24 protein-coding genes and 1 pseudogene are annotated in these 24,402 nt (G+C 72.4%); 18 read left to right on the plus strand and 7 right to left on the minus strand.

Going from position 1 to position 24,402, the window contains the following annotated elements; translation table 11 throughout:
* The first annotated feature begins 236 nt into the window (after positions 1 to 236).
* The 7 genes from M1E25_RS04145 to M1E25_RS04175 all read left to right on the plus strand — a co-directional run bounded on the left by M1E25_RS04145 (position 237) and on the right by M1E25_RS04175 (position 6,980).
* Positions 237 to 1,418, plus strand: coding sequence for a segregation and condensation protein A (locus tag M1E25_RS04145; RefSeq protein ID WP_251409706.1), 1,182 nt, complete (start codon positions 237 to 239; stop codon positions 1,416 to 1,418).
* On the plus strand, positions 1,415 to 2,134 hold the full coding sequence (gene scpB / locus M1E25_RS04150; protein WP_251409708.1) for an SMC-Scp complex subunit ScpB: 720 nt from the start codon (positions 1,415 to 1,417) through the stop codon (positions 2,132 to 2,134). Before M1E25_RS04145 ends, scpB begins: the two co-directional genes overlap by 4 nt.
* A complete protein-coding gene (locus M1E25_RS04155) occupies positions 2,134 to 3,306 on the plus strand; it encodes a pseudouridine synthase (RefSeq protein ID WP_251409711.1) in 1,173 nt (390 codons plus the stop codon). The genes scpB and M1E25_RS04155 overlap by 1 nt, the downstream gene beginning before the upstream one ends.
* A 128-nt stretch (positions 3,307 to 3,434) precedes the next feature.
* Positions 3,435 to 4,091, plus strand: a complete 657-nt coding sequence (pnuC, locus tag M1E25_RS04160; RefSeq protein ID WP_251409715.1) for a nicotinamide riboside transporter PnuC — start codon at positions 3,435 to 3,437, stop codon at positions 4,089 to 4,091.
* Positions 4,088 to 5,242, plus strand: coding sequence for an AAA family ATPase (locus M1E25_RS04165; RefSeq protein ID WP_251409719.1), 1,155 nt, complete (start codon positions 4,088 to 4,090; stop codon positions 5,240 to 5,242). Before pnuC ends, M1E25_RS04165 begins: the two co-directional genes overlap by 4 nt.
* Complete coding sequence (locus M1E25_RS04170) at positions 5,239 to 5,973, plus strand: NUDIX hydrolase (protein WP_251409722.1); 735 nt, start codon at positions 5,239 to 5,241, stop codon at positions 5,971 to 5,973. The genes M1E25_RS04165 and M1E25_RS04170 overlap by 4 nt, the downstream gene beginning before the upstream one ends.
* Positions 5,970 to 6,980: an ADP-ribosylglycohydrolase family protein gene (locus M1E25_RS04175; RefSeq protein WP_251409725.1), complete on the plus strand. Its 1,011-nt coding sequence runs from the start codon at positions 5,970 to 5,972 to the stop codon at positions 6,978 to 6,980. Before M1E25_RS04170 ends, M1E25_RS04175 begins: the two co-directional genes overlap by 4 nt.
* Before the next feature lie 58 nt (positions 6,981 to 7,038).
* Here the strand turns inward: M1E25_RS04175 and M1E25_RS04180 are convergent.
* A pseudogene (locus M1E25_RS04180) lies at positions 7,039 to 8,148 on the minus strand (cation diffusion facilitator family transporter).
* A gap of 149 nt (positions 8,149 to 8,297) precedes the next feature.
* Positions 8,298 to 8,660: a DUF952 domain-containing protein gene (locus M1E25_RS04185; protein ID WP_251409728.1), complete on the minus strand. Its 363-nt coding sequence runs from the start codon at positions 8,658 to 8,660 to the stop codon at positions 8,298 to 8,300.
* A 181-nt stretch (positions 8,661 to 8,841) separates the two neighbouring features.
* On the opposite strand from M1E25_RS04185, the gene M1E25_RS04190 reads away from it, so the two are divergent.
* The 6 genes from M1E25_RS04190 (at position 8,842) to der (ending at position 14,060) form a co-directional block, all read left to right on the plus strand.
* The gene (locus tag M1E25_RS04190) at positions 8,842 to 9,255 is read left to right on the plus strand and encodes a YidB family protein (protein ID WP_251409731.1); all 414 of its coding nucleotides are present in this window, start codon (positions 8,842 to 8,844) and stop codon (positions 9,253 to 9,255) included.
* Between the two features lie 162 nt (positions 9,256 to 9,417).
* A complete protein-coding gene (gene aroH / locus M1E25_RS04195) occupies positions 9,418 to 9,780 on the plus strand; it encodes a chorismate mutase (protein WP_251409734.1) in 363 nt (120 codons plus the stop codon).
* Positions 9,777 to 10,862 carry a prephenate dehydrogenase gene (locus M1E25_RS04200; RefSeq protein WP_251409737.1) on the plus strand — a complete coding sequence of 362 codons (1,086 nt, stop codon included), beginning with the start codon at positions 9,777 to 9,779 and terminating at the stop codon, positions 10,860 to 10,862. Before aroH ends, M1E25_RS04200 begins: the two co-directional genes overlap by 4 nt.
* Positions 10,863 to 11,089: 227 nt before the next feature.
* Complete coding sequence (cmk, locus tag M1E25_RS04205) at positions 11,090 to 11,818, plus strand: (d)CMP kinase (protein ID WP_251409819.1); 729 nt, start codon at positions 11,090 to 11,092, stop codon at positions 11,816 to 11,818.
* 71 nt (positions 11,819 to 11,889) lie between these two features.
* Positions 11,890 to 12,519: a lysophospholipid acyltransferase family protein gene (locus M1E25_RS04210; protein WP_251409822.1), complete on the plus strand. Its 630-nt coding sequence runs from the start codon at positions 11,890 to 11,892 to the stop codon at positions 12,517 to 12,519.
* Positions 12,520 to 12,599: 80 nt separating this feature from the next.
* Positions 12,600 to 14,060 carry a ribosome biogenesis GTPase Der gene (der, locus tag M1E25_RS04215; RefSeq protein WP_251409738.1) on the plus strand — a complete coding sequence of 487 codons (1,461 nt, stop codon included), beginning with the start codon at positions 12,600 to 12,602 and terminating at the stop codon, positions 14,058 to 14,060.
* 58 nt (positions 14,061 to 14,118) lie between these two features.
* Here the strand turns inward: der and M1E25_RS04220 are convergent, their stop codons facing one another.
* Both M1E25_RS04220 and M1E25_RS04225 read right to left on the minus strand, forming a co-directional pair.
* Entirely contained in the window at positions 14,119 to 14,412 is a 294-nt protein-coding gene (locus tag M1E25_RS04220; RefSeq protein WP_285830360.1) for a hypothetical protein, read from the minus strand.
* Between the two features lie 179 nt (positions 14,413 to 14,591).
* On the minus strand, positions 14,592 to 15,497 hold the full coding sequence (locus M1E25_RS04225; protein WP_251409741.1) for a DUF8842 C-terminal domain-containing protein: 906 nt from the start codon (positions 15,495 to 15,497) through the stop codon (positions 14,592 to 14,594).
* A 173-nt stretch (positions 15,498 to 15,670) separates the two neighbouring features.
* Between M1E25_RS04225 and M1E25_RS25565 the strand changes: the two genes are divergently transcribed.
* The gene (locus M1E25_RS25565) at positions 15,671 to 16,456 is read left to right on the plus strand and encodes a transglycosylase family protein (protein WP_285830361.1); all 786 of its coding nucleotides are present in this window, start codon (positions 15,671 to 15,673) and stop codon (positions 16,454 to 16,456) included.
* Here the strand turns inward: M1E25_RS25565 and M1E25_RS04240 are convergent.
* The gene (locus M1E25_RS04240) at positions 16,425 to 16,901 is read right to left on the minus strand and encodes a hypothetical protein (protein WP_251409743.1); all 477 of its coding nucleotides are present in this window, start codon (positions 16,899 to 16,901) and stop codon (positions 16,425 to 16,427) included. The genes M1E25_RS25565 and M1E25_RS04240 overlap by 32 nt on opposite strands.
* Positions 16,902 to 17,034: 133 nt before the next feature.
* On the opposite strand from M1E25_RS04240, the gene M1E25_RS04245 reads away from it, so the two are divergent.
* Positions 17,035 to 17,556: an MTB12 C-terminal domain-containing protein gene (locus M1E25_RS04245; protein ID WP_251409746.1), complete on the plus strand. Its 522-nt coding sequence runs from the start codon at positions 17,035 to 17,037 to the stop codon at positions 17,554 to 17,556.
* Positions 17,531 to 18,859 (plus strand): ABC transporter substrate-binding protein, encoded by a 1,329-nt coding sequence (locus M1E25_RS04250; protein ID WP_251409749.1) that lies wholly within the window; start codon positions 17,531 to 17,533, stop codon positions 18,857 to 18,859. The genes M1E25_RS04245 and M1E25_RS04250 overlap by 26 nt, the downstream gene beginning before the upstream one ends.
* A 27-nt stretch (positions 18,860 to 18,886) precedes the next feature.
* Here M1E25_RS04250 and ctaD read toward each other — a convergent pair whose 3' ends face one another.
* Positions 18,887 to 20,575, minus strand: coding sequence for an aa3-type cytochrome oxidase subunit I (ctaD, locus tag M1E25_RS04255; protein ID WP_251409752.1), 1,689 nt, complete (start codon positions 20,573 to 20,575; stop codon positions 18,887 to 18,889).
* A gap of 425 nt (positions 20,576 to 21,000) precedes the next feature.
* On the opposite strand from ctaD, the gene M1E25_RS04260 reads away from it, so the two are divergent.
* The gene (locus M1E25_RS04260) at positions 21,001 to 21,216 is read left to right on the plus strand and encodes an I78 family peptidase inhibitor (RefSeq protein ID WP_251409756.1); all 216 of its coding nucleotides are present in this window, start codon (positions 21,001 to 21,003) and stop codon (positions 21,214 to 21,216) included.
* 72 nt (positions 21,217 to 21,288) lie between these two features.
* Here M1E25_RS04260 and M1E25_RS04265 read toward each other — a convergent pair whose 3' ends face one another.
* On the minus strand, positions 21,289 to 22,323 hold the full coding sequence (locus M1E25_RS04265) for a phosphatase PAP2 family protein (protein ID WP_251409759.1): 1,035 nt from the start codon (positions 22,321 to 22,323) through the stop codon (positions 21,289 to 21,291).
* Between the two features lie 371 nt (positions 22,324 to 22,694).
* On the opposite strand from M1E25_RS04265, the gene M1E25_RS04270 reads away from it, so the two are divergent.
* A complete protein-coding gene (locus M1E25_RS04270; protein WP_251409761.1) occupies positions 22,695 to 24,347 on the plus strand; it encodes an MFS transporter in 1,653 nt (550 codons plus the stop codon).
* Positions 24,348 to 24,402: the final 55 nt, after the last annotated feature.

The raw sequence follows: 24,402 nt of genomic DNA on the forward strand, positions 1-24,402 counted from the left end.
GGCCGTCGCGGTCGTCCTCGCCGACCTGGAGTCCCGTGGCGAGGCGAGCATCCTCGTGCGCCGGCTGCGCGGACGCTGACACTGCGGCCGGGAGAGCGCCGACACCCGGTCCACTGCCCCGGTGCCGGGATTGCGGAGTACATCCCCCGTATCGGTGACCCGGAGAGGTAACCTGCCGGTTCGCGGGCTGCCCCGCCCGACCCCCGGCCAGGGGGACATCCGCACTCTGGACCGCCATGCCGACCGACGATCCCGCTCCCCCCGGACGCCGCTCCCGCCGTGTGCTCGGCCGGGGCCCCGGTACTGCGGGGGCGGGCGCGCCGGTGCCTCCGCCGCCCTCCGTCGCCGAACCGTTGCGTGAGGCCGCGCCGGACGGCGAGCCCGACGCGCAGTCCGTGACCGAGCCGGAGCCCCGGCCGGATCCGGAACCGCCGGCGCCCGTCGTGCCGGATTCCGGGCCCGTCCCGGAACCGGGACCTCGGCGGCCGGCCGTCCGCGTCGAGGTACAGCCGCCGCCCGCACCGCCCCCCGGATCCGGCCGACCGTCCGAGCAGCCCGCCCCGGCCGCTGCGGAACCCGGGGACAGGCCTGCAGAAGCGGAGACCGACGCCCGCTTCACCGTCCGGCTCGCCAACTTCGAGGGCCCCTTCGACCTGCTGCTCCAGCTGATCTCGAAGCACAAGCTGGACGTCACCGAGGTCGCCCTGTCCAAGGTCACCGACGAGTTCATGGCGCACATCCGCGCGATGGGCCCTGACTGGGACCTCGACCAGACCACCGAATTCCTCGTGGTGGCGGCGACCCTGCTCGACCTCAAGGCGGCCCGCCTGCTGCCGGCCGCCGAGGTCGAGGACGAGGCGGACCTCGCGCTGCTGGAGGCGCGGGACCTGCTGTTCGCCCGGCTCCTGCAGTACCGCGCCTACAAGCGGATCGCGGACATCTTCAGCGAGCGGCTGGCCGCAGAGGCGCTGAGCCGGCCCCGCACGGTCGGGCTCGAGCCGCACCACGCGGAACTCCTGCCCGAGGTGGTCATCAGCATCGGCCCCGAGGGTTTCGCGAAGCTGGCCGTCAAGGCGATGCGGCCCAAGCCGAAGCCCCAGGTGTACGTCGACCACATCCACGCCCCGCTGGTGAGCGTCCGGGAACAGGCGCAGGTGGTCATCGACCGGCTGCGCGAGGCCGGGGAGGCGAGCTTCCGGCAGCTGACCGAGGACGCCCCGGACACCCTGACGGTGGTGGCCCGGTTCCTGGCACTCCTCGAGCTCTACCGCGAGCGCGCGGTCGCCCTCGACCAGGAGGAGGCGCTTGGCTCGCTCACGGTGCGCTGGACCGGTACCGCGGATGGCGCCCGGCCGGTCGTCACGGACGAATTCGACCACGAGCCGGGCGACCGAGCCGACGAGAAGGAGAAGGCATGAGCGACACGGCCGGGTACGAGCCGCAGCAGGCCGAGACGGTCCCCGGGCCCACCGGACCGGAGGCCGCCCAGGAGAAGGACATCGCCGCTCTCGAGCTCAAGCCCGCACTGGAGGCGGTCCTCATGGTCGTCGACGAGCCGGCGACAGACGCGCACCTGGCCAAGGTGCTCGACCGTCCCCGCCGGGTGGTGGGCCAGGCGCTGCGCGAACTGTCCGACGAGTACACGCGCCAGGGCCGTGGCTTCGACCTGCGGCTCGTCGCCGGCGGCTGGCGTTTCTACACCCGGCCCGACTACGCCGATGCCGTGGATGCCTTCGTTCTCGACGGCCAGCACGCTCGGCTGACGCAGGCCGCTTTGGAAACCCTCGCCGTGGTCGCGTACCGTCAGCCGGTCAGCCGTTCCCGTGTCTCGGCGGTCCGCGGAGTGAACTGCGACGGCGTGATGCGGACCCTCCTCCAGCGTGGACTCGTGGAGGAGGCGGGAACGGAACCCGAAACAGGTGCGATCCTGTACAGGACGACGAACTATTTTCTGGAGCGGATGGGCCTGCGCGGCCTGGAGGAGCTCCCCGAGCTGGCGCCCTTCCTCCCGGAGGCGGACGCGGTCGAAGGCGAGTCCCAGGAAGGGGTGCCGTCGTTCGACCCGGACGCTCCCGACGAGGACGTGCGGGCGCCCGGCGTACACGACAGCGGCCACTCTCAGACGGAACATTGATGCGAAGCAGCGGCAGGAACAACAGGGACAGCGGCGGGCAGGGCCGGCGGGGCGCGGGCGGTGGCCGCCCCGGCCCGCAGGGCGGCAGCGGCCGGCGGGACGACAGGCAGGAGCGCGAGCGCCGTCCCCGTCCCGAGGAGCGCCGCTACGACGTGGGCGGCCGGCAGGACTCCGGCTCCGGCGGGGGCCGGTCCGGAGACGCCAAGCGCGGGGGCAAGGGCGGTCCCGGGCCGCGCACGGGGGCGCAGGGCGCCGCGAAGTCCGGCGGCTTCAAGGGATCGGGCGGCCGCAGCGGCGGCCCCGGCGGGCCCGGTGCAAAAAGCGGGCCGGGCGCCCGTCGCGGGCCGTCGAAGCCGGCCCGGCCGCGCGAGTTCGACGCCCAGATCGAGGAGCGGAACCGTGCGCGCCACAGCAAGCAGCAGGTCAAGCTCCCCAAGACCTTCGGCGAGCAGGAGGGTGAGCGGCTGCAGAAGGTGCTCGCCCGCGCGGGAATGGGTTCGCGGCGCGCCTGCGAGGAGCTGATCGAGCAGCGGCGGGTCGAGGTCAACGGTGAGATCGTCACCGAGCAGGGACTCCGGGTCGACCCCGAGAAGGACGAGGTCAAGGTCGACGGCCTGACGGTGGCGACCCAGTCGTACCTGTTCTTCGCGCTGAACAAGCCGGCGGGCGTCGTCTCCACGATGGAGGACCCCGACGGGCGGCAGTGCCTCGGCGACTACGTGACGAACCGGGAGACCCGCCTGTTCCACGTCGGCCGGCTGGACACCGAGACCGAGGGCATCATTCTGCTCACCAACCACGGTGAGCTCTCGCACCGGCTCACCCACCCGCGGTACGGGGTCAAGAAGACCTATCTGGCCGCGATCCAGGGCCCGTTGCCGCGCGATCTCGGCAAGCGGTTGAAGAACGGCATCGAGCTGGAGGACGGCTACGCCCGCGCCGACCACTTCCGCGTGGTCGAGAACGTCGGCAAGAACTACCTCGTCGAGGTGACGCTGCACGAGGGCCGCAAGCACATCGTGCGCCGCATGCTGGCCGAGGCGGGCTTCCCCGTCGAGAAGCTGGTGCGCACCAGCTTCGGGCCGATCGCCCTCGGCGACCAGAAGTCCGGCTGGCTGCGCCGGCTGACGAACACCGAGGTCGGGATGCTGATGCGCGAGGTCGACCTCTGAACCGACCCTTGAACTGACGCCGGACAGCGTCTGTTTCCGGCCCCGAAGGGCCAGGGAACAGACGCTGTCCGCTTGTGCACGCCCCTCGCGCTCCTTTATAGTCAATTCGACTATAAAGGAGGCGGGCAATGGGACTCGCGGACCTACTCGGACCCCTGCAGCAGCCGTTCGTGACGCTGCTCGACACCCCGGTCAGCTGGACGGAGGTCCTGGGATTCGGCACCGGAGCCCTCTGCGTCTGGCTCGTCGCGCGGCAGCACATCGCCAACTGGCCGATCGGCATTGCCAACAACGTCTTCTTCATCCTGCTGTTCGTCCAGGCCGGCCTCTACGCCGACGCCGGACTCCAGGTCGTCTTCATCTCCCTTGCCGTGTACGGCTGGTGGACCTGGGCCCGCGGCGGCGCGCCGGGCTCGCGGCTTCCGGTGCGCCGAACGAGCCGGCGGGAGTGGCTCTGGCTCACCGCAGCCGGTGCGGCGGGGACGGCCGCCCTCGCCCTGCTCCTCGACCGGGCGACGGATTCGACGGTTCCCTTCTGGGACGCCCTGACGACCGCGCTGTCCCTGACGGCCACGTACGGGCAGTGCCGCAAGCGTCTCGAGTCGTGGTGGCTGTGGATCGCCGCCGATGTGATCTACATCCCGCTCTACGCCCACAAGGAGCTCTACCTCACCTCGCTGCTCTATCTCGGCTTCATGACGCTGTGCGTCTTCGGCCTGCGCGACTGGCGGCGCGACATCGCGCCACTGCCGTCCGGCTCCGCGACCGTCGGGGCAGCAGCATGACGGAGTACGAACACGGCCTCGTCCTGGGCAAGTTCTATCCACCGCACGCCGGCCACCACCACCTCGTCCGCACCGCGGCGGCCCGGTGCCGGCGGCTCACCGTGCTCGTCTGCGCGTCCACGGCCGAATCCCTTCCGCTGGCCGGCCGCGTCGCGTGGATGCGGGAGGCGCACCCGGACGTCCGGGTCACCGGAACCGTCGACGACCATCCCGTCGACACCACCGATCCGGCCGCCTGGGATGCCCACATGGCCGTCTTCCGGGCGGCGGTCCCCGAACCGGTCGACGCCGTCTTCAGCTCCGAGGACTACGGCGAGGAACTGGCCCGCCGCTTCGGCGCCACGGCCGTCCTCGTCGATCCGGACCGCGTGGCGTACCCCGTCTCCGGCACCGCCGTGCGCCGGGACCCCGCGTCCCACTGGGCGTTCCTGTCCCCGCCGGTGCGCGCGGCCCTCGCCCGCCGCGTCGTCGTCCTCGGCGCGGAGTCGTCCGGCACCACGACCATGGCGCGTGCCCTCGCCGAGCACTACCGGGAGCGGGGCGGCCCCTGGGCCGGCACCGCCTGGGTGCCGGAGTACGGCCGTCGCCGCAGCGAGGAGAAGCTCGCGGCGCTCCGGGCCGCGCGTCCCCAGGCCCACTGGAGCGAAGTCGTCTTCACCGGCGACGAGTTCCCGCTCATCGCCCGTCGGCAGTGCGCCGACGAGGAGGCGGCCTCCCGCACCGGGGGACCCGTCCTGTTCTGCGACACCGACGCCTTCGCCACCACCGTCTGGCACGAGCGTTACCTGGGCGTCCCGAGCCCCGAGGTGGCCGCGGTCGCCGACCCGCCCGAAGGCCGCCGCCAGCACCTGTGGCTGCTGACCGATCACGAGGACGTGCCGTTCGAGGACGACGGCCTGCGTGACGGCGAGCACCTGCGCGGCTGGATGACCGACCGTTTCCGTACGGAACTCCGCTCCACCGGAAGGCCGTTCGTGACGCTCCGCGGTTCGCACCCCGAACGCCTCGCGACCGCCGTGGCCGCTGTCGACGCGCTGCTCGCCGGGCGCTGGGGGATGACCGACCCGCTGCCCGAGCGGCGAGGAACCCTCCCGATCCGCGGCTCCGGGCAGCCCGTCGGGGACAGGCAACTCCGGGAGCCGGCCCGGTGAGCGCCGAGGTTCCGCCCGGCTACGACCCCTACGCCTTCGAGCCGTTCGCGGTGACCGTCGACCTGGCCGTGTTCACCGTCCGCGAGCACGTCCTCCAAGCACTGCTGATCGAGCGCGGCGAGGAGCCCTACGCGGGACGGTGGGCGCTGCCCGGCGGATTCGTCCGCCGGGAGGAGTCCGCCGAGGAGGCGGCTCGCCGTGAACTCGCCGAGGAGACGGGCCTGTCGGGGCCCAACGCCGCCCGGCTCCACCTGGAACAGCTGCGCACCTACAGCGATCCCGGGCGTGATCCGCGGATGCGCGTGGTGTCGGTCGCGTTCGCCGCGCTCGTACCCGACCTGCCCGAACCGCGCGGTGGCGGCGACGCGACGGGAGCGTGCTGGCGACCCGTCGCGGACTGCACGGGCCTCGCCTTCGACCACGACCGCATCCTCGCGGACGCGCACGAACGCGTCCGCGCCAAGCTCGAGTACACCTGCCTCGGCACCGCCTTCTGCCCCGCCGCGTTCACCCTCGGCGAGTTGCAGCAGGTGTACGAGACGGTCTGGGGCGTCGCCCTCGACCGGCCCAACTTCCGCCGCAAGGTGCTCGCGAGCCCCGGCTTCGTCGAGCGAATGCCAAACGCGCCGCGGCGCACGGGAGGCCGCGGCGCACCGGCGGCCCTGTACCGCGCCGGCAGCGCAGCCACCCTCCAGCCACCGCTCATGCGACCCGAAGGACGGACCCCATGAAGCGCACCGCCACCGGAACCCTGATCGGCCTCGCCCTGGGCGACGCCCTCGGTTTCCCGACCGAGTTCAACGACGTCCCGTCGATCCTCGCCAAGTGCGGTCCCTGGCGGGGAATGGAACTGCCCCGGCCCGCGATCGTCACCGACGACACCCAGATGACCCTGGCCCTCGCACGCGGCCTGCGCACCGCCATGGAACGCGGCCGGCTGGTCCCGACGCGTCTGGTGCGCCCGGTGCGCGACGAGTTCGTCGACTGGTACCACTCACCCGACAACAACCGGGCCCCGGGCCGCACCTGCCTCGTCGCGTGCCGGAAGCTCGACGGCGACCTGCCCTGGCAGCAGGCGAGCCAGGTCGGCTCGAAGGGCTGCGGGGCGAACATGCGCGTGGCCCCCGTCGGTCTCATACCCGGCCTGACCGACGAACAGCGAGCCGGGGCAGCCCAGTTGCAGTCCGCTCTGACCCACGGCCACCCCACCGCCCTGGCCGCGAGCGACCTGACCGCCCGCGTTGTCCACGAACTGGCGCAGGGCACGGACCCCGCCCGGCTCCCGGCTCGCCTCCGGGAGTACGCGAGGGCGAGCCGGGACCACTACCCCGAGGAATGGCTCGGCGATCTGTGGAGCCATGCGCAGGACCCCTCACCCGCGCACTTCGTGCGGCGCGGGTGGGACGAGTGCCTGCACGCCCTCGACCGGCTCGAGGCGGCACTGCGCTCTCCGGACCCGGAGCAGGACCCCTGCCGGGCCACGGGCGAGGGCTGGATCGCCGAGGAGGCCCTGGCGACCGGGCTGCTGTGCTTCCTGCTCTTCCCCGGCGAACCGGTGACGGCGCTGCGGCGGGCCGCCTGCACCTCCGGCGACTCCGACTCGATCGCCTGCCTCGCCGGTGCGTTCGCCGGCGCCCACCGGGGAGCCGACGCCTGGCCGGAGGAGTGGGCGGAGCGCATCGAGTACCGGGACGAGCTCCTCGGACTCGGCGCGCTCTGGGATGCCCCGCGCACCTGACTGCGGCATCCGCGCGCTCCGCGCCGGGCGCGGCCGCAGGTCCGGGTCCCGGATCCCCTCACGGGCCGCCGGCGGCCGCCCGCGGCCCGGAACCGGTCGGTGCGCTCCGGTGGTGCTCGATGACGGCGTGGGGGTCCGTGCCGACGGGCGTGTGGTCGGTGTGCACGGTCGCGGCGGTGAGCCGCGGCACGGCGTGGACCAGGGCGTGCTCGGCGGCAACCGCGATGCGATGGGCCTCCACGACCGTGAGGCGGGGGTCGACGACGATGTCGGCCTCGGCGCGCAGAGCGTGGCCGATCCACCGCATCCGCACGTGCCCGGTGCCGCGTACGCCCTCCACCCCGCGCAGCGCGGTGCGGGCGGTCTCGACCAGGCCGGGGTCCACGGAGTCCATCAGCCGCCGGCCGACCTCGCGTGCGGCGTCCTTGAGAACCATGGCGATGGCGAGGGTGATGACCAGGCCGACGACGGGGTCGGCTGCGCGCCAGCCGAGTGCGGCGCCTCCGGCCCCCAGGAGGACGGCCAGCGAGGTGAAGCCGTCCGTGCGGGCGTGCAGGTCGTCGGCGACCAGGGAGGCGGAGCCGATCCGGCGCCCGGTGCGGATGCGGTAGCGGGCCACCCACTCGTTGCCGGCGAAGCCGGCGAGCGCGGCGCCGGCAACCGCCCACAGGTGGGTGACGTCCTGCGGGGCGAGCAGCCGGTCGACGGCCGCGTGGGCGGCCAGGGCCGGACGCGGCGATCGTCGCGACGATGAGGACGCCGGCCAGGTCCTCCGCTCGTCCGTAGCCGTACGTGTAGCGGGAGTTCGCCGCCCGTCTGCCGAGCAGGAACGCGACGCCCAACGGGACGGCGGTCAGCGCGTCGGCGGCGTTGTGGACGGTGTCGCCCAGCAGCGCCACCGATCCCGACAGGGCGACGATCAGACCCCGGACGACGGTGGTGGCCCCCAGGACGACGAGCGAGATCCACAGGGTGCGCATCCCCTCCCGCGAGCTCTCCATCGAGGGGTCCACCTTGTCCGTGGTCCCGTGACCGTGGGGGGCACCAGGTGGGCGAGCCGGTGCCGCAGGCGCGCCGCCCGGGAGACGGGCTTCCTCCCGGGGTCCGCGCCGGTGTGCACGTGCCGCTGCCCGCGGTGGTGGGAGCCGGAGTGCTGATTCCTGGTCATGTGACCGACCGTGGCACAGGAACGGCGTTGCAGCCACCACCGTCGTACATGCTCCGGCCAGGTGCGATGTCCTCGCAGCAGCAGGAGGACACCAGTTGCCCGGCCATGGCCGTCACGCGGCCCCGAACCGCCCGGCGCGGCAACCGGGTTCAGGACCAGACGGCTAGTCCCGTCGCCCCGCCGTCGGCGTCCCGCCGCACCTCCAGCATCCCGGCCACCGCCGCGCGGTTGATGCGGCCGTAGACGTGGGGGAAGAGGACATCCGGGCCGACGCCCGGCGGCGGGGAGGGGTCGGCGGCCTCCCAGCGCACGGGGGAGTCCAGAAGCTGCTCGTCGATGAGAAGCACCATCAGCGGCCCGACCGTCTCGCGGTACAGGGCGTCGGCGACGGCGAGCGCGGTGGCCTCGTCCGGGGAGCAGTGCACGAAACCGTCCTCGGCCAGGCCGGGCGGTGCGTACGGGCGGTCCGGCGCAGCCAGCCAGTCGTCGAGCGGAACCACGTGGAAGATCATGCTGATTGTTCTACCGGACGTCTGCTCACCTGACTCGCCCCGTCCCGGATGAGGAAATCAACCGCTGTCGTTAGATTTATACACACTCTCGACAGGGTCCGGCGCGCGGACCGCGGGACAATGGGGGTGAGGGCCGGGACGGGTGGCGTCCGGAACCGGCCACGAGCAGGAAGGTGCAGCCATGGCCGGCAAGGATCTCGGGAATCTCCTCGGCGGCCTCCTCGGCGGACAGAGCGCCGGAGGCGGCAACATCGTCGGATCGCTGCTCGGTGCGCTGGGCCGCAGCGGCGGTGCCGGCAGCGGCAACCCGCTCGAAGGGCTGCTGCGGTCGCTGAGCGCCGGCGGTCTCGGCGAGCAGGCGCAGTCCTGGATCGGAACCGGCCGGAACCAGCCCGTCACCGGGGAGGATCTGATCGACGCCCTGCCGCCGGACGTCCTCCTCGAAGTGGCCCACCGGGAGGGGGTCGGTCCGCACGAGGCCGCGGAGCGGCTGGCCGACGTACTGCCCCGCACCGTGGACGAGCTCACCCCGCGGGGACGACTCCCGCAGAGCGGCTCCCTCGACGAGGTCATCAAGCAGCAGCAGCTCGGATGACCCTCTTCCGCGTCCGGCCGTTCCCCGTGCGCCGGACGCACCTCCCCGTGCCCGTCTCGCAGGCCGGTCGCCCGCTCCCCGCCGTCTCCCCAGTGACTAGGCTGATCGCCACACCACCGGCCATCCGAGCGCGTGCGCGCGCATGCCCCGAGGGAGCGAAACGTGGCGGTACGAGCCGTCCGAGGAGCCGTCCAGCTCGAGCGGGACGAATCCGGACACATGCACGAGCAGGTGAGCGAGCTGCTCACCGCCGTTCTGGACCGCAACGACCTGGTGGCGGACGACCTGATCAGTGTCTGGTTCACGGCCACACCCGACCTGCACAGTGACTTCCCGGCGGCCGCGGCCCGCGGGCTCGGCATCGTCGACGTGCCGCTGATCTGCGCCCAGGAACTGGACATCGACGGGGCGATGCCGCGCGTCGTCCGGGTCCTCGCGCACGTCGAGACCGACCTGGCCAAGAGCGACATCGCCCACGTGTACCTCGGCGCCGCCGCAGCCCTGCGCAAGGACATCGCCCAGTGAGGACCGCGGTCGTCATCGGCACCGGGCTCATCGGTACCTCCGCCGCCCTGGCGCTGTCGGGGCGCGGGGTCCGGGTGCACCTGCAGGACCACGACCCCGCCCGGGCGCGCACCGCCGCCGCTCTCGGAGCCGGCACCGACGAGGGGCCGGAGGGCCGGGTGGACCTGGCCGTCGTCGCGGTGCCGCCCGCACACGTGGCGGGTGTCGTCGCCGATGTCCAGCGCCGCGGCCTGGCGCGCGGCTGCATCGACGTCGCCAGCGTGAAGGGCCGGCCTCGACGGGAGCTCGCGGACCTCGGGGGCGACCTGAGCCAGTACCTCGGCACGCACCCGATGTCGGGCAGCGAGCGCTCCGGCCCGCTCGCCGCCACGGCGGACCTCTTCGAGGGCAGACCGTGGGTGCTGACTCCCACCCGGGACACGGACACCGAGGTGCTCAACCTCGCCCTTGAGCTGGTCTCGCTGTGCCGCGCGGTGCCGGTGGTGATGGACGCCGACGCCCACGACCGCGCCGTCGCGCTCGTGTCCCACACCCCCCAGCTGCTGTCCAGCCTGGTGGCGGCCCGTCTGGAGGGGGCCGAGGAGACGGCCGTACGACTGTGCGGCCAGGGCATCCGGGACGTCACCAGAATCGCGGCCTCAGAGCCCGGGATGTGGATCGACATCCTCTCGGCCAACCCCGGCCCCGTCGCCGACGTCCTCGCGTCGGTGGCCGCGGACCTCGACGAGACGGTGCAGGCCCTGCGCTCCCTCCAGTCCTCCGACGAGGGGGAGCGCGGCGGGGGCGCCGCCGGTATCGAGGACGTCCTGCGCCGCGGCAACAGCGGCCGGGCCCGCGTACCGGGCAAGCACGGCACCGCCCCGGCCGCCTACGAGGTCGTCGCCGTGCTCATCGGGGACCAGCCCGGCGAACTGGCCCGGGTGTTCGCCGACGCCGGCCGGGCGGGCGTCAACATCGAGGACGTGCGCATCGAGCACGCGACCGGGCAGCAGACCGGCCTGGTGCAGCTCATGGTCGAGCCCAAGGCTGCGCCCGGCCTGAGCGCGGCGCTGCGCGAGCGGGGCTGGTCGATCCGGCAGTGAGGCGCTGACCGGCGTGAGCGGCGGACCTGCGCGGGGCATGCTGTGCGCAGGCTCACGGAGGCCCCGGGGCCTTCCCCTCCCCACGGGGGGTGAGGGCAGGCTCGCCCGGCCGGTAACCTTGTCCGAAGGCCCGCATGCCCCGAGGGCCCGTCCGACACGCAGAGCCGTCCGCCGTGAGGCCTGACCTGCCGGACGGGGCCCCGACCGTTCCCCCCGTGCACAGGAAGGTGTTCGTCACCGTGGAAACCGCCGCCCGGACCGCCCCGGCAGCAGTCATTGTCGCCATCGACGGCCCCTCCGGCACGGGCAAGTCCAGCACGTCCAAGGCCGTGGCCGCCAAGCTCGGCCTGAGCTACCTCGACACCGGAGCCCAGTACCGGGCCATCACCTGGTGGATGCTGAACAACGGTGTCGACGTGAACGACCCGTCCGCCGTGGCGACGGCCGCGGCCAAGCCGGTCATCGTCTCCGGCACCGACCCGCTGGCTCCCGCCATCACGGTCGACGCAGTGGACGTCTCCGGACCGATCCGCACCCAGGAGGTCACCTCGGCGGTCAGTGCGGTCAGTGCCGTCCCGGAGGTCCGAACCCTGATAACGGACCTGCAGCGCGTCATCGCCACGAGCGCCGGGAACGGCATCGTCGTGGAGGGGCGGGACATCGGCACCACCGTGCTCCCGGACGCCGACATCAAGATCTTCCTCACTGCGTCGCCGGAGGCCCGCGCCGCCCGCCGGAGCGGTGAACTGCGCGGCAAGGTTCCCGTGGACGTCGCCGCGACCCGCGAGGCGCTGGTCAAGCGCGATGCGGCAGACGCCGGCCGCAAGACGTCGCCGCTGGCCAAGGCGGACGACGCCGTCGAGGTCGACACCACGGACCTCACCCTGGACCAGGTCATAGAGTGCGTGGTGACCCTGATCGAGGGCGCGATCGCCCGGGCGGGACAGCAGGCGTGACCCGAGCCGCCAGCGGTGCGGGGCCCAGTCCGCGGGGGGCGGCCGTCGGCAGGAGGATCGGCATCGGCCTGATGCGCTCGCTGTGGAAGCCGCGGGTACTCGGCGCCTGGCGGGTCCCGGCCTCCGGCCCGGTCATCCTGGCGGTCAACCACGCGAACCTCCTCGACGGCCCGATGCTGATGGGGACGGCACCCCGGCCGGTGCACTTCCTGATCAAGAAAGAGGCTTTCGTCGGACCGCTCGACCCCTTCCTGCGCGGAATCGGCCAGCTGAAGGTGGACCGCGGCACCACCGACCGCAGGGCCGTCACCGACGCACTGCACGTGCTGCAGGACGGCGGCGTCCTCGGTATCTTCCCGGAGGGCACCCGGGGCGAGGGCGACTTCGCCTCGCTGCGCGCCGGCCTCGCCTACTTCGCGGTCCGGTCCGGCGCTCCGGTCGTGCCGGTGGTGGTGCTGGGCAGTGCCGAGCGCCCCGGCCTGCTGGTTTCCGCGCTGCCGCCGCTGCGCAGCGGTATCGACGTGGTCTTCGGTGCGGCGTTCGAGGCCGGGGACGGCAGCGGCAGACGAACCCGCACGGCGCTCGACGCCGCGACTGTCCGTATCCAGGAGCGGCTCACCGCCCACCTGCACGAGGCGAGACGCGTCACCGGACGCGCCGCCGCCACTCCGGGGAACACCTCCCCGGCTCCCACAACCTGAGACGCGGGCCGCACGGGCCCGCGCCCCGCGCCGGAGGTGGACAGCCGCCGGCGGACGAAGGACGACGAGGTACAGAGCTCATGAACGACCAGATCCACACCGGCGACGAGCACGGTGAGCTTGGCGAAGCCGAGTACGCGGAGTTCATGGAGCTCGCGGCGCAGGAGGGCTTCGACCCCGAGCAGGTCGAGAGCGAACTCGCCGCGGCCGGGCACGGGCCCTTGCCCGTCCTCGCCGTCGTCGGCCGGCCGAATGTGGGCAAGTCGACGCTGGTGAACCGGATCCTCGGCCGCCGCGAGGCCGTCGTCGAGGACCGTCCGGGCGTCACCCGCGACCGCGTGACGTACGAGGCCGAGTGGGCCGGCCGCCGGTTCAAGGTCGTCGACACCGGCGGCTGGGAGCAGGACGTCCTCGGCATCGACGCCGCGGTGGCCGCCCAGGCGGAGTTCGCCATCGAGGCGGCGGACGCCGTGGTGTTCGTGGTGGACTCCACGGTGGGCGCCACGGACACCGACGAGGCCGTGGTCAAGCTGCTCCGCCGGGCCGGCAAGCCCGTGGTGCTGTGTGCCAACAAGGTCGACGGCCCGACCGGAGAGCCCGACGCGGCCATGCTCTGGTCGCTCGGCCTCGGCGAGCCGCACCCCGTGTCCTCCCTCCACGGCCGCGGAACCGGTGATCTGCTCGACGCGGTACTCGAGGCGCTGCCGGAGGCTCCCGCCCAGACCTTCGGAGGCGGCACCGGCGGGCCGCGGCGGATCGCGCTCATCGGCCGGCCCAACGTCGGCAAGTCGTCGCTGCTCAACAAGGTGGCCCGCGAGGAGCGCGTGGTGGTGGACGAGTTGGCCGGCACAACGCGCGATCCGGTCGACGAGCTCATCGAACTCGGCGGTATCACCTGGAAGTTCGTGGACACCGCCGGTATCCGCCGCCGAGTGCACCTCCAGGAGGGGGCGGACTACTACGCGTCGCTGCGGACCGCTGCTGCGCTGGAGAAGGCCGAGGTCGCGGTGGTCCTGATCGACGCCGGGGAGACCATCAGCGTCCAGGACACCCGGATCATCACCATGGCGGTCGAGGCCGGCCGGGCTGTCGTCATCGCCTACAACAAGTGGGACCTGCTCGACGAGGAGCGCCGTTACTACCTCGAGCGCGAGATCGAAAGGGACCTGGTACAGGTCCAGTGGGCGCCCCGGGTCAACGTCTCGGCGCTGACCGGACGGCACATGGAGCGGCTCGTCCCCGCCATCGAGACCGCTCTGGCCGGCTGGGAGACCCGCGTCCCGACCGGGCGGCTCAACGCGTTCCTCGGTGAGATCGTCGCCTCGCACCCGCACCCCATCCGCGGCGGCAAGCAGCCCCGCATCCTGTTCGGCACCCAGGCGGGAACCCGGCCGCCCCGGTTCGTGCTCTTCGCCTCCGGGTTCCTGGAGGCCGGCTACCGCCGCTTCGTCGAACGGCGGCTGCGCGAGGAGTTCGGTTTCGAGGGCACACCGATCCAGATCTCCGTCCGGGTCCGCGAGAAGCGCGGGCGGAAGAAGTGAGGCCACACACCGGAAGGGGCCGCCCGGAGATTTTTCCGGGCGGCCCCTTCCGTGTGCGCTACAACCCGTGCCGGCGGTCGTCGCGGTTCCCTGGCGGCAGGGCCGGAGGAGGGTTTCCCCGGCGCCTTCGCCGTCCGGTGGCTTCCCACGACCCGGTCGGTTCCCACGAACTGATGCGGTCCCAGTCCACCGTGCTCGGCAGCGAGTCGAACGGCGTGAACTCGTAGTCTTCCTCGCCCGACCGGTCGCCGGGCAGCGCCTTGAAGGCCCGGCGGTACTCGGCGTAGAGAGCGTCGTAGATGGGCGTGGAAGTCCGGTGACGGACGACCGGGGCGTCGTATGACGGACGCATCGCGGGGATGGGGCTCGGATGGGGGAGCCGGTGGGAGGAGTCGTAGGGGTGCACGTAGGTGCCAACGACTCCGAGGTCCGGCGGATGCGGGTTCGCGGAGAACCAGCCGTTTTGCACCCTGTGCGACGTATGGCCGAGAGCGGGAACCGGCAGGCGGTGCGCCCCGGGGCCGGGTGCGGTCATGCGCCGGTCAGCGGCATCATGGCCCCGACCAGGAGCCCATCGGTGGCGGCCTTGTCCAGCGCGTCCCGGAGCAGGTCCTCGCGCGCCTGCTGGCCGATCGAGCCCGCCGGGCCTGCGAACATCAGGACCGTGTGGGTCCGATTGACGGTCGCCCGCCAGGCTTCCGTGACCGCGAGCGGTCGATGAGCCTGCCACCACGCCACCGGCCCGGCCGGACCCGGCTGCAGGACGGCGTGCAGTTCCCCGTTCACCAGCAGCACCGACCAGCCCCCGAGCGGGGCGGGTGGCCGCTCGACGTCGGTGACCGGGGCGAAGCCGTGCTCGAGGAGCAGGGGCAGGAAGTCGTCGCCCGGACCGTCGGTGCCCGCGCGGGCGACGGGCCCGGTCGGCTCGGCGACGATCGCCGCGTGCAGCACTCCGTCGATCAGCACCAGGCCGCTCGTGACGCCGATGACCGCTTGCCGCGGGCTCTCCGTGCTGTCCGCGTGCGAGGTGTGGCGCGCCTGCTGCGGTACGGACGCGGGTTCGCCGGCGAGCGCAGGAGCAGGGCCTGCGGGTGGCGTTGCGGGGACGGAGGGCGCCGGTTCGGCTGCGGCGGGTGCAGGAGGGCCGGCGAGGGGTCCTTCGTCGCCGGTGATGCTCCGCACCGCCCCCTGCAACTGCTCCTCCGACACCGGGACCACCTGGGAGGGGATGCAAGTCGCGTGGGCGAAGGCCAGCACCGCGGTCTCGTCGCCGACGAAGAGCACGGTGCTGGTGCGCTCCTGCTGGGTGTCGCCCGGGGTGCGGCACGAGGTGCAGTCGTAATGGCCCGGGGCGTTGACGCCGGCGAGCAGCCGGTCGGCTTCTTCGTCGCCGATCTCGGCGCGTACGTCATCGCTGACGTCGAGCATGCGCGGCACGGGGTGGCTCCTCGGTCTCGGAACGCGAGCCGGGGGCCCCCGGCTCATATGAGAACAACGGAGAACCGCGGTCCCGGGTCACGCTCCGGGGCTTGGTCTGCGCGGGTGGTCCTCGGCGCGGCGTGCGGCGCGGCTCCCCGGCAGCGCGCGAAGATGCTGCCTAGCGTGCCGAAATGGCATACACCACTCGTTTCATCACATCATCGCTTCCGGCCGCCCTCGCTCTGCTCGCCCTCGCCCCCGGCGACGCGGCAGCCTTCTCCGGAAGCACACGCACCGCGGTGCCCATCCCTGATAGTCAGGCCCGCGGGCCGAACATCCTTCGCAGTACCGGCTCCTGCGGTGACCTCGGACCGTGGGACTGTCTCGCCAAGTGCGAAAGCAGCGGACGCTGGAGCGCCAACACGGGGAACGGCTACTACGGCGGCCTGCAGTTCCGCCAGGCCACCTGGGTGAGCCACGGCGGACGCGCCTACGCACCCCGCGCCGACCTGGCCACCCGCGAACAGCAGATCAAGGTGGCCCGATCCGTTCAGCGCATCCAGGGCTGGGGCGCCTGGCCGGCCTGCTCCCGCCGGTACGGGCTGGCCGGCCTCAGCCCTTCCCGACCGCAGCCCGCCCCGCCTTCGGACAGCACAGTCCCGCCGGGTGCCGACGACGGCACCTCGGCACAGAGCGCTGCCGGCAACGTCACCACGTCCGGGTCGGCAGCGCAGGACACCCCGCAGAAGCAGCAACGCAACAAGCAGAGGAGACAGGCCGTGGAGGGTCAGCGGTACGGGTCGGCCCCGCGGGGGGCCCGGTCGATCCATGTGGTCCGCAAGGGCGAGTCGCTGAGCGTCATCGCCCAGCGTTACCTGGTCAAGGGCGGATGGCCCGCTCTCTACCGGGCGAACCGGCAGACGGTCGGGAACAACCCGGACCTGATCAATGTCGGAGCGCGGCTGCGGATCCCGTAGTACCGCCGCCGTCCGGCCGCTCGGACGGCTCACCGCAGAACACCACCGTCCCGCGCCGCAGTTCGTACACCACCGCCGTCACGGCACGCAGCCCCGGCGGCAGCGCCTGCTCGGCCACGACGACCGTCCGTCCGGTTGCTGTCGCCGAGCCGAGCAGGGCGTACGTCCGCTCGGCGGTCGCGGGAGCCATGCCCTTGGAACGGCTCGTCGAACAGCAGCAGCCGAGCGGGCGACAGCAGCGCGCGGGCCACGGCCAGCATGCGCTGCTCGCCGCCGCGGCGCCGGGGACCGTGCCGGAGGCCAGATAGGGCAGTTGCCGCTCCGCGAACCGTTCGCCCGACACGCCGTACCAGCCGAGCACGGACAGCACTGCGCCGGCCGCCAGCGCGGCCCAGCCGGCCCACGGAGCGACCCGCACCGGGGCCGGAAGCCGTGGTGTCCGCATCCGGGCCCCCTCGTGGTTGCCGACCGCTGGTCACAGGCCCGAGCGCTCGCCGATGAGTTGCACGAGCGTTCCCCCGGCCACACTCTGAGATCATCGATCAGTATCCGACCGACTACACCCGGTGGTGAGCCAGATGGCTTTCGGCACGCAGGCGCGCAGTGTGTCCTGGGCCGCGGCAGCGGCCCTCCTGCTGGGCGCGGGGGCCGCGGCGTGCGGTGGTGGCGGCGGCTACGGCGGGGGAGCGTCGCCCAGTGCGACCCCGTCGAAGGAGACGACGTCCAAGAAGGCGAACGAGCCCTCCGATCCCGCTGCCGCGCGCAAGCAGGTGACGGCCGATTGGGAGAAGTTCTTCGACCCGGCCACCCCCATTCAGCAGAAGCTGGACCTGCTGGAGGGCGGCGGCAGGCTGCGGCCCGCCCTGGAGGCGTTCAGCGGCGACGAGCGGGTCGGCCAGGTCAAGGCGGACGTCAAGAAGGTGGACTTCACCTCGTCGACGAAGGCCGACGTCACCTACGACCTCACGCTCCAGGGCCAGACCGCGCTCCCCGACGCGACGGGCGTGTCGGTCGAGGAGGGCGGGACGTGGAAGGTGTCCGCGAAATCCCTCTGCGGGCTGGTGCAGCAGGGCGATGGCCAGGACATCCCGGGCTGCTGACCGGATCCTGACGGTGGCACTGCTCGGCCTGCTGCTCGTCCCCGTCGCCGCCTGCGGGAGCCGGCTGCCGGAGAACGCCTTCGAACGCCGCGGCCGCGAGGGCTCCCCGAGCGCGGGCTCGCGCAGTCCGATCGAGGTCGGGATCATCAGCAGTGCGACGAGCCCGGTCGGCGGGGCCGCGTTCACCGGCCCGCGGGACGGCGCCGAGGCGTACTTCGACCGGCTGAATGCGAAGGGCGGCATCGGGGGCCGTTCCGTCAAGCTGCTGACCTGCGACGACGGGGGCAGCGGGGTGGGCAACAGCGCCTGTGTGCAGCGGCTCGTCGAGCAGGAGAAGGTGTTCGCACTGGTCGCCACCACGTCCCTGGACTACGCCGGGGCCGCCCGCGTCAGCCGTGCGGGAGTGCCCGACATCGGGGGCCAGCCGATCGGCGCCGCGTACGACACCTACCCGCACCTCTACGGCATCCACGGCAGCAGCGCTCCCCGCGACGGCGAACCGGGCTGGAACGGCCTGCTCTACGGCGGGACCGAGGTGTACCGGTTCTTCCGGCGGGAAGTCGGGGCGCGTACCGCCGGCGTCGTCTTCTACAACCAGGCGTCGTCGGCCGCTTACGCCCGGCTGGTGATGCGCGGTCTGCGTGCCGAGGGCTACCGAGTGGTGCCGGAGCAGGTCGACTTCGCGCTGCCCAACTTCGCGGCGGTGGCCGCCGATCTGCGGGACCGCGGGACCGATGTGGTGTTCGACGCCATGGACGTCCACGGCAACACCGAACTGTGCAAGGCGCTGGACGCGGCAGACGTTCGCGTGGACGCCAAGGTCACCAACGTCCAGAACTGGACGGACACGGTCGCCGACGACTACAAGGACGCCCCCGGCTGCCGCAACGCCCTGTGGGTCACGGGCTCCAGCCGCAACCACGACGAGACCGGCAACCCGGCGGTCGCACGGTTCCGGGACGCCATGCGGGACCGGTTCCCCGGCCGGCCGCTCTCGCAGTGGCAGCTGGAGGGATGGGCCGCGGCCATGTGGTTCACCGACGCGGCGAAGTCCTGCGGCGCCGGCCTGACCCGTGCGTGCGTCGAGCGCTTCATGAACCGCGCCCGGCCCTACACGGCTGAGGGCCTGCTGCTGCCCGCAGGGTTCCGCCGTTCCCCCCGGCCGCCGGCGACCGGGAGGAGCTGCCTGTCCGTGGCCCGCTGGCAGGACCGGGCCCTGGACGGCCGCGGCGGCTGGGTGACCCGGGGCGGCGACATGACCCGCAACTGCTTCACCGTGCCCCAATTGCCCTACCGGCCCTGACGGAGGCGGGCTGTCCCGGCGGCCGGCTCAGTCCCCGTCCGGAAGCGAGCGCTCGCGCAGCGGGGGAACAGGTTCCAGGGCCGCCACCTCCGGCCGGTGCAGGTCGAGGGCCGGGGACTCGGAACGGATGCGCGGCAGGGTCACGAAGTTGTGCCGGGGCGGCGGGCAGGACGTCGCCCACTCCAGCGACCGGCCCCAGCCCCACGGGTCGTCCACGTGCACCCGGGGCGCGTACCGGGCCGTCCGCCACACGTTGTAGAGGAACGGCAGCGTCGACAGGCCGAGCAGGAAGGCGCCGGCCGACGACACCATGTTCAGGGCGGTGAACCCGTCCGCGGCCAGGTAGTCGGCGTAGCGCCGGGGCATTCCCTCGGCTCCCAGCCAGTGCTGGACCAGGAACGTCGTGTGGAAGCCCGCGAACAGGGTCCAGAAGTGGATCTTCCCCAGCCGTTCGTCCAGCATCCTGCCGGTGAACTTCGGCCACCAGAAGTGGAATCCGGCGAACGTCGCGAAGACCACCGTGCCGAAAACCACGTAATGGAAGTGGGCCACGACGAAATAACTGTCCGTCACGTGAAAGTCCATCGGGGGAGAGGCCAGGATCACCCCGGTCAGGCCGCCGAACAGGAATGTGACGAGGAATCCGACGGCCCACAGCATCGGCGTCTCGAACGACAGGGAACCGCGGAGCATCGTTCCGGACCAGTTGAAGAACTTGACCCCGGTCGGAACAGCGATCAGGAACGACAGAAGGGAGAAGAAGGGAAGCAGTACCGCGCCGGTCACGAACATGTGATGCGCCCACACCACCACCGAAAGACCGGTGATGGCCATCGTGGCGCCGATCAGGGTGAGATACCCGAACACCGGCTTCCGGGAGAACACCGGAAGGATCTCCGTGATGATGCCGAAGAACGGCAGGGCGATGATGTAGACCTCGGGGTGGCCGAAGAACCAGAACAGGTGCTGCCACAGCAGCGCCCCGCCGTTCTCGGGGGCGAAGACGTGCGAGCCGAAGCGGCGGTCCGCCTCGAGGCACAACAGCGCCGCGGCGAGCACGGGGAAGGCCAGCAGAATCAGAATCGATGTGAAAAGGGCGTTCCAGGTGAAAATCGGCATCCGGAACATGGTCATCCCCGGTGCGCGCATGCAGATGATCGTTGTGAGGAAGTTGACCGCGCCCAGGATCGTGCCGAATCCGGCGAGGGCCAGCCCCATGATCCACATGTCGGCTCCGACCCCGGGGCTGCGCACGAGGCTGTTCAGCGGCGCGTAGGCCGTCCACCCGAAGTCGGCGGCGCCGCCCGGCACCATCATCGCCATCACGACGATCAGGCCGCCGAACAGGAAGAGCCAGTAGGAGAGCATGTTCAGCCGGGGGAAGGCGACGTCCGGCGAACCGATCTGGAGCGGCACGATCTCGTTGGCGAAGCCGGCGAAGGTCGGGGTGGCGAACAGCAGCAGCATGATCGTGCCGTGCAGCGTGAACGCCTGGTTGTACTGCTCGTTGGAGAGCAGCTGGAGGCCGGGCTGCAGCAGCTCCACGCGGATGAGCATCGCGAGCACCCCGCCGGCCAACAGGAAGCCGAAGGACGTGATCAGGTAGAGGTGGCCGATCTTCTTGTGGTCGGTGGTGGTCAGCCAGTCGACCACCACCCTGCCCGGCCTCCTGGCCGGTGCTGCGGCAGCCTCCGTCGCCGAACTGACCGTCGCCATCGTCGCCCCTTCGCCGTCTCAGTGCGGCCTCCGCCGGGGAGGCGAACTACTCGCCCGCACCCGGGTTTGCGATCGTCCACACCCTAGGGCGGAGCGACGGGGTCTCCACGGTGCAGCGCCGGAGCGCTCCGGCCCGGGTTCCCCGGGGGGCGTTTCCCCGTACGGCCCGGACGGGCGTCGGAGGCCCCGGAATTCCTGCCCGGTGCGCTGTGGACGTACATTCCCCAGCGGAATTTGCGGGCCTTCTCGGCGGATGCGCAGATGTCGGTCCCCGGTGCCGGTATTTCGTCGGTAAGACCCGGAAAAGAGGCCCGGAAGGGCCGGAACTCACGGAACGGCTTGTGACACAAGTGTGACGATCCGTGGATCTGCTGGTCGCCTGGATCTTCCTTCCGCGTCGCTCTCCGGCGGCCTACGGTGGTGACATGAATGACACTTCGAGGCCCCAGGATCCCGCCGCCGACGATCTCGACGCCTACGTCGGGCTGGCGTCCGCCGAGGCGGAGAGCCGCGCCAGGCAGCACGGCTGGACCACGGTCCGGGCGCTGCCCCCGGGCGCGATGATCACGATGGAGTACCTGGAGGGCAGGCTGAACTTCACGGTCGAGGACGACGCGGTCGTCCGGTGCTGGAAGGGGTGACCGGCGGCCCGCAGGGGGCGGCCCCCGAAGTGCAGCACTTCGGGGGCCGCCCCCTGCGATGTGTGCATCCGGTCATCCGCTCGCGCGGCCCCGCGGCGTCGAAGGGCCGAGCGGCGCGGTGCGCGGGGCACGGTCCGGGTGCTGCGGCCGCCTGCTGCCGGACGGTGTGACCGGAGTGCGCTCCGAGCGGGAGGTGTGCGGACGGGCGGGGTGGTGCGGCCAGTCGGTGTTCCGAGCCGCCGTGCCGTGGCCTGCGCGGCTTCCGGCCCCCCCGGTGTGCGGGGCGACGGGGTCGCCCGCCTCGGCCCGCTGAGCGGCCATGGCCGCCCGTACGGCGACCGGGGAGAGCGGGGGGACGCTGATGAGCCCGCGGCGCTCCCGCAGCCGCCCGCGGTGCGCCAGGATCCACTGCTCCGCCCAGGCGATGGACGGCTCGAACCAGGGCAGTCCGAGCAGGATCAGCAGCCCTGCCGCCCAGCCCAGGAGGACGTCGCTCACCCAGTGGGTGCCCAGGTAGACGGTGGTCGCCCCGACACCCAGCGCGAAGACCGCGCCCACCACGGAGAGCACCCGCCGGGCGCTCGGTGTGGTGGCGAGATAGGCCAGGACGCCCCAGGTCACCACCGCGTTCGCGGTGTGGCCGGAGGGAAATATGTCGCCGCCGGCGAAGAGTTCGGCCGATCCGACACTGGTGGCGTAGTGCGGCCCGAGCCGTCCCAGCCCGATCTTGACCGCTCCCACCGTCACGTTGAGCAGGAGCAGGGCGACGCCCAGGGCAAGCAGCGGCCGGAGCGTCCGCTGCCGCCACGACCGCCAGCCGAGCCAGGCCGCCACGAGGACCGCGGTGGGCCCGCGCTGTCCGAGGACGACGAAGTAGTCCAGGAAGGCATGCCATTCGGGCCACTCCTGGTAGGGGCGGAAGAGCATCACCTGCCAGTCGAGGCGCACGAGCCGCGTCGTCGTCAGCACGGCACCGACGATCGCCGCGTAGACCACGAGTGTCATGCCGAACAAGACCCGCCGGATACGACTCATCCGCGGGACTTGGAGGTTGCTCGGCCGCTCGGGCTCTTGCTCCAGGCGGGCGAAGACTCGGTCGGTACGCACTGAATCGACGTTACCGTGCGTGAGACCGGTCCTCGCGTCGGCCGCCCCGCTTCGTGATGACCATGTGATGTGGAGTTCGTCTCACCGGAAGTTTTCCTTTTAGCGGTCGGCGGAGGAATTCGAGCCCGCCGCCGTTAATTGAGCCGGACGCTCTTCATTACCCCCGCCGGATTCGCTCAAACTTTCCCAGTGGGGATTCGGGGAATTCACGTGGACGCACGGCGTGCGCTGCGCAGGCGAGGTGGGCGGCGGGCGCCGGAACGGCCTCGCGTACCCTGTCGGTTCACTCGCCCTTCGCCTCCGGGCGGCCTCCGGACCCCCCGGACGCCCTGCCCGCGCCGAGCGCGAAAGCAACTCAGGGAGGTGTCGACATGTCCGGGACGACCACGGCCCGCGAACGGCGAGCGGCGGACGTTCCCCGACAACGGCACGGGGCGGCTGCGGGCGCAAACCGGTGGGCGGTCCTGGTCGTCCTGTGCGTCAGCCTGCTGCTGGTGGCGCTGGACGCCACCGTGCTGCACGTCGCGGTGCCGGCGGTCACCGAGGACATCCGCCCCGGTGCGATCCAGCTGCTCTGGATCGTGGACGCCTACCCGCTGGTGGCCGCCTCCCTGCTGATCCTCTTCGGAACGCTGGGGGACCGGGTCGGACGCCGGCGCATCCTGCTCCTCGGCTACGCCATCTTCGCCATGGCCTCGGCACTCGCTGCACTGGGCGGTGATCCGCGCCTGCTCATCGCCGCCCGGGCCCTGCTCGGAGTCGGCGGGGCGATGATCATGCCCGCCACGCTGTCGATCCTGCGCCAGGTCTTCCCGGACCGCCGGGAACGCGCGATGGCCATCGGCGTCTGGAGCGCGGTCGCCGCGGTCGGCGCGGCACTCGGCCCGCTCCTCGGCGGCTTCCTGCTCGAGCACTTCTGGTGGGGCTCCGTCTTCCTCATCAACATTCCGCTCATGGCGGTCTGCCTCCCGGTCGGTCGGTGGATCCTTCCCGAGTCGACCGGCGACCACAACGGACCGTGGGACGTCCTCGGGGCCCTCATGGCAGCGTTCGGCCTGTTCGGTGTGGTCCTGGCGGTCAAGCGGACCGGCGGCGGTGAGGGCCTGCAGGCGGCGATGACGCTCGTTCCCCTGGCAGGGGGCAGCCTCCTGCTCGCCGCCTTCGTGCGCCGCCAGCAGCGGCGCGAGCACCCGTTGATCGACCTGCGGATGATGCGGCGCCCGGCGTTCGGCACCTCCGTGGGCTGCATCGTGCTCGCGATGCTCGCCCTGGTGGGCCTCCAGCTCATCGCCGCCCAGTACCTCCAGCTCGTCCTCGGGCTGTCGCCGCTGGAGACCGGGCTGCGCATGGTCCCGCTCACGCTCGCCGCGGTCGTCGGTGGCCTGCTCGGCTCCCGGATGCTCCAGTGGACCGGGCCGCGCACGATGGTCGCCCTCGGCTTCGGGCTGACGGCCGTCGCCGTCCTCATGCTGACCTTCATGGGCCAGCACGACCGCCCGTGGCTGCTGACCGGCTGCTTCCTGCTCCTCGGATTCGGCCTCGAGAACACCCTCTTCGGGTCCTATGAGTCGATGCTCAGCGAGTCGCCCGCCGACCGGGCCGGTGGCGCTGCCGCCGTGGGCGAGACCTCCTACCAATTGGGGGCGGGATTCGGCATCGCGCTGCTCGGCAGCGTCATGAACGCGGTGTACGCCCCCGCTCTCGCCCATCTGCCGGGCGTCTCCTCGCGGGCGTCCGCCGCCGCCGGGAACTCCCTCGGGGAGGCCTACGAAGTGGCCGCGCAGCTGGGCGGGCCGGCCGGGGCGTCGCTGCGCTCGGCTGCCCGGGCCGCGTTCGTCCAGGGCATGCACGTGACCCTCGTGGTCAGTTCCGTACTGCTGGTGGCCGGCGCGCTCGCCGCCCTGCGGCTGCCCCGCACCATGGACTGCGCTGATCGGCCGGCGCCCGGGCCCGCCGAGCCCGGCAGCACCCCCCGGATCCCGCAGAGCAGGCGCCCTCGGGCGGGGGCGAAGTCCAGGAGCTGAAGCCGCCGTCCGCGGCCGGCGCGGCGACCGTTCCGGCCCGCCGTCCGGCAGGGCT

Source organism: Streptomyces meridianus, from assembly GCF_023703325.1.
Taxonomy (GTDB): Bacteria; Actinomycetota; Actinomycetes; order Streptomycetales; family Streptomycetaceae; genus Streptomyces; species Streptomyces meridianus.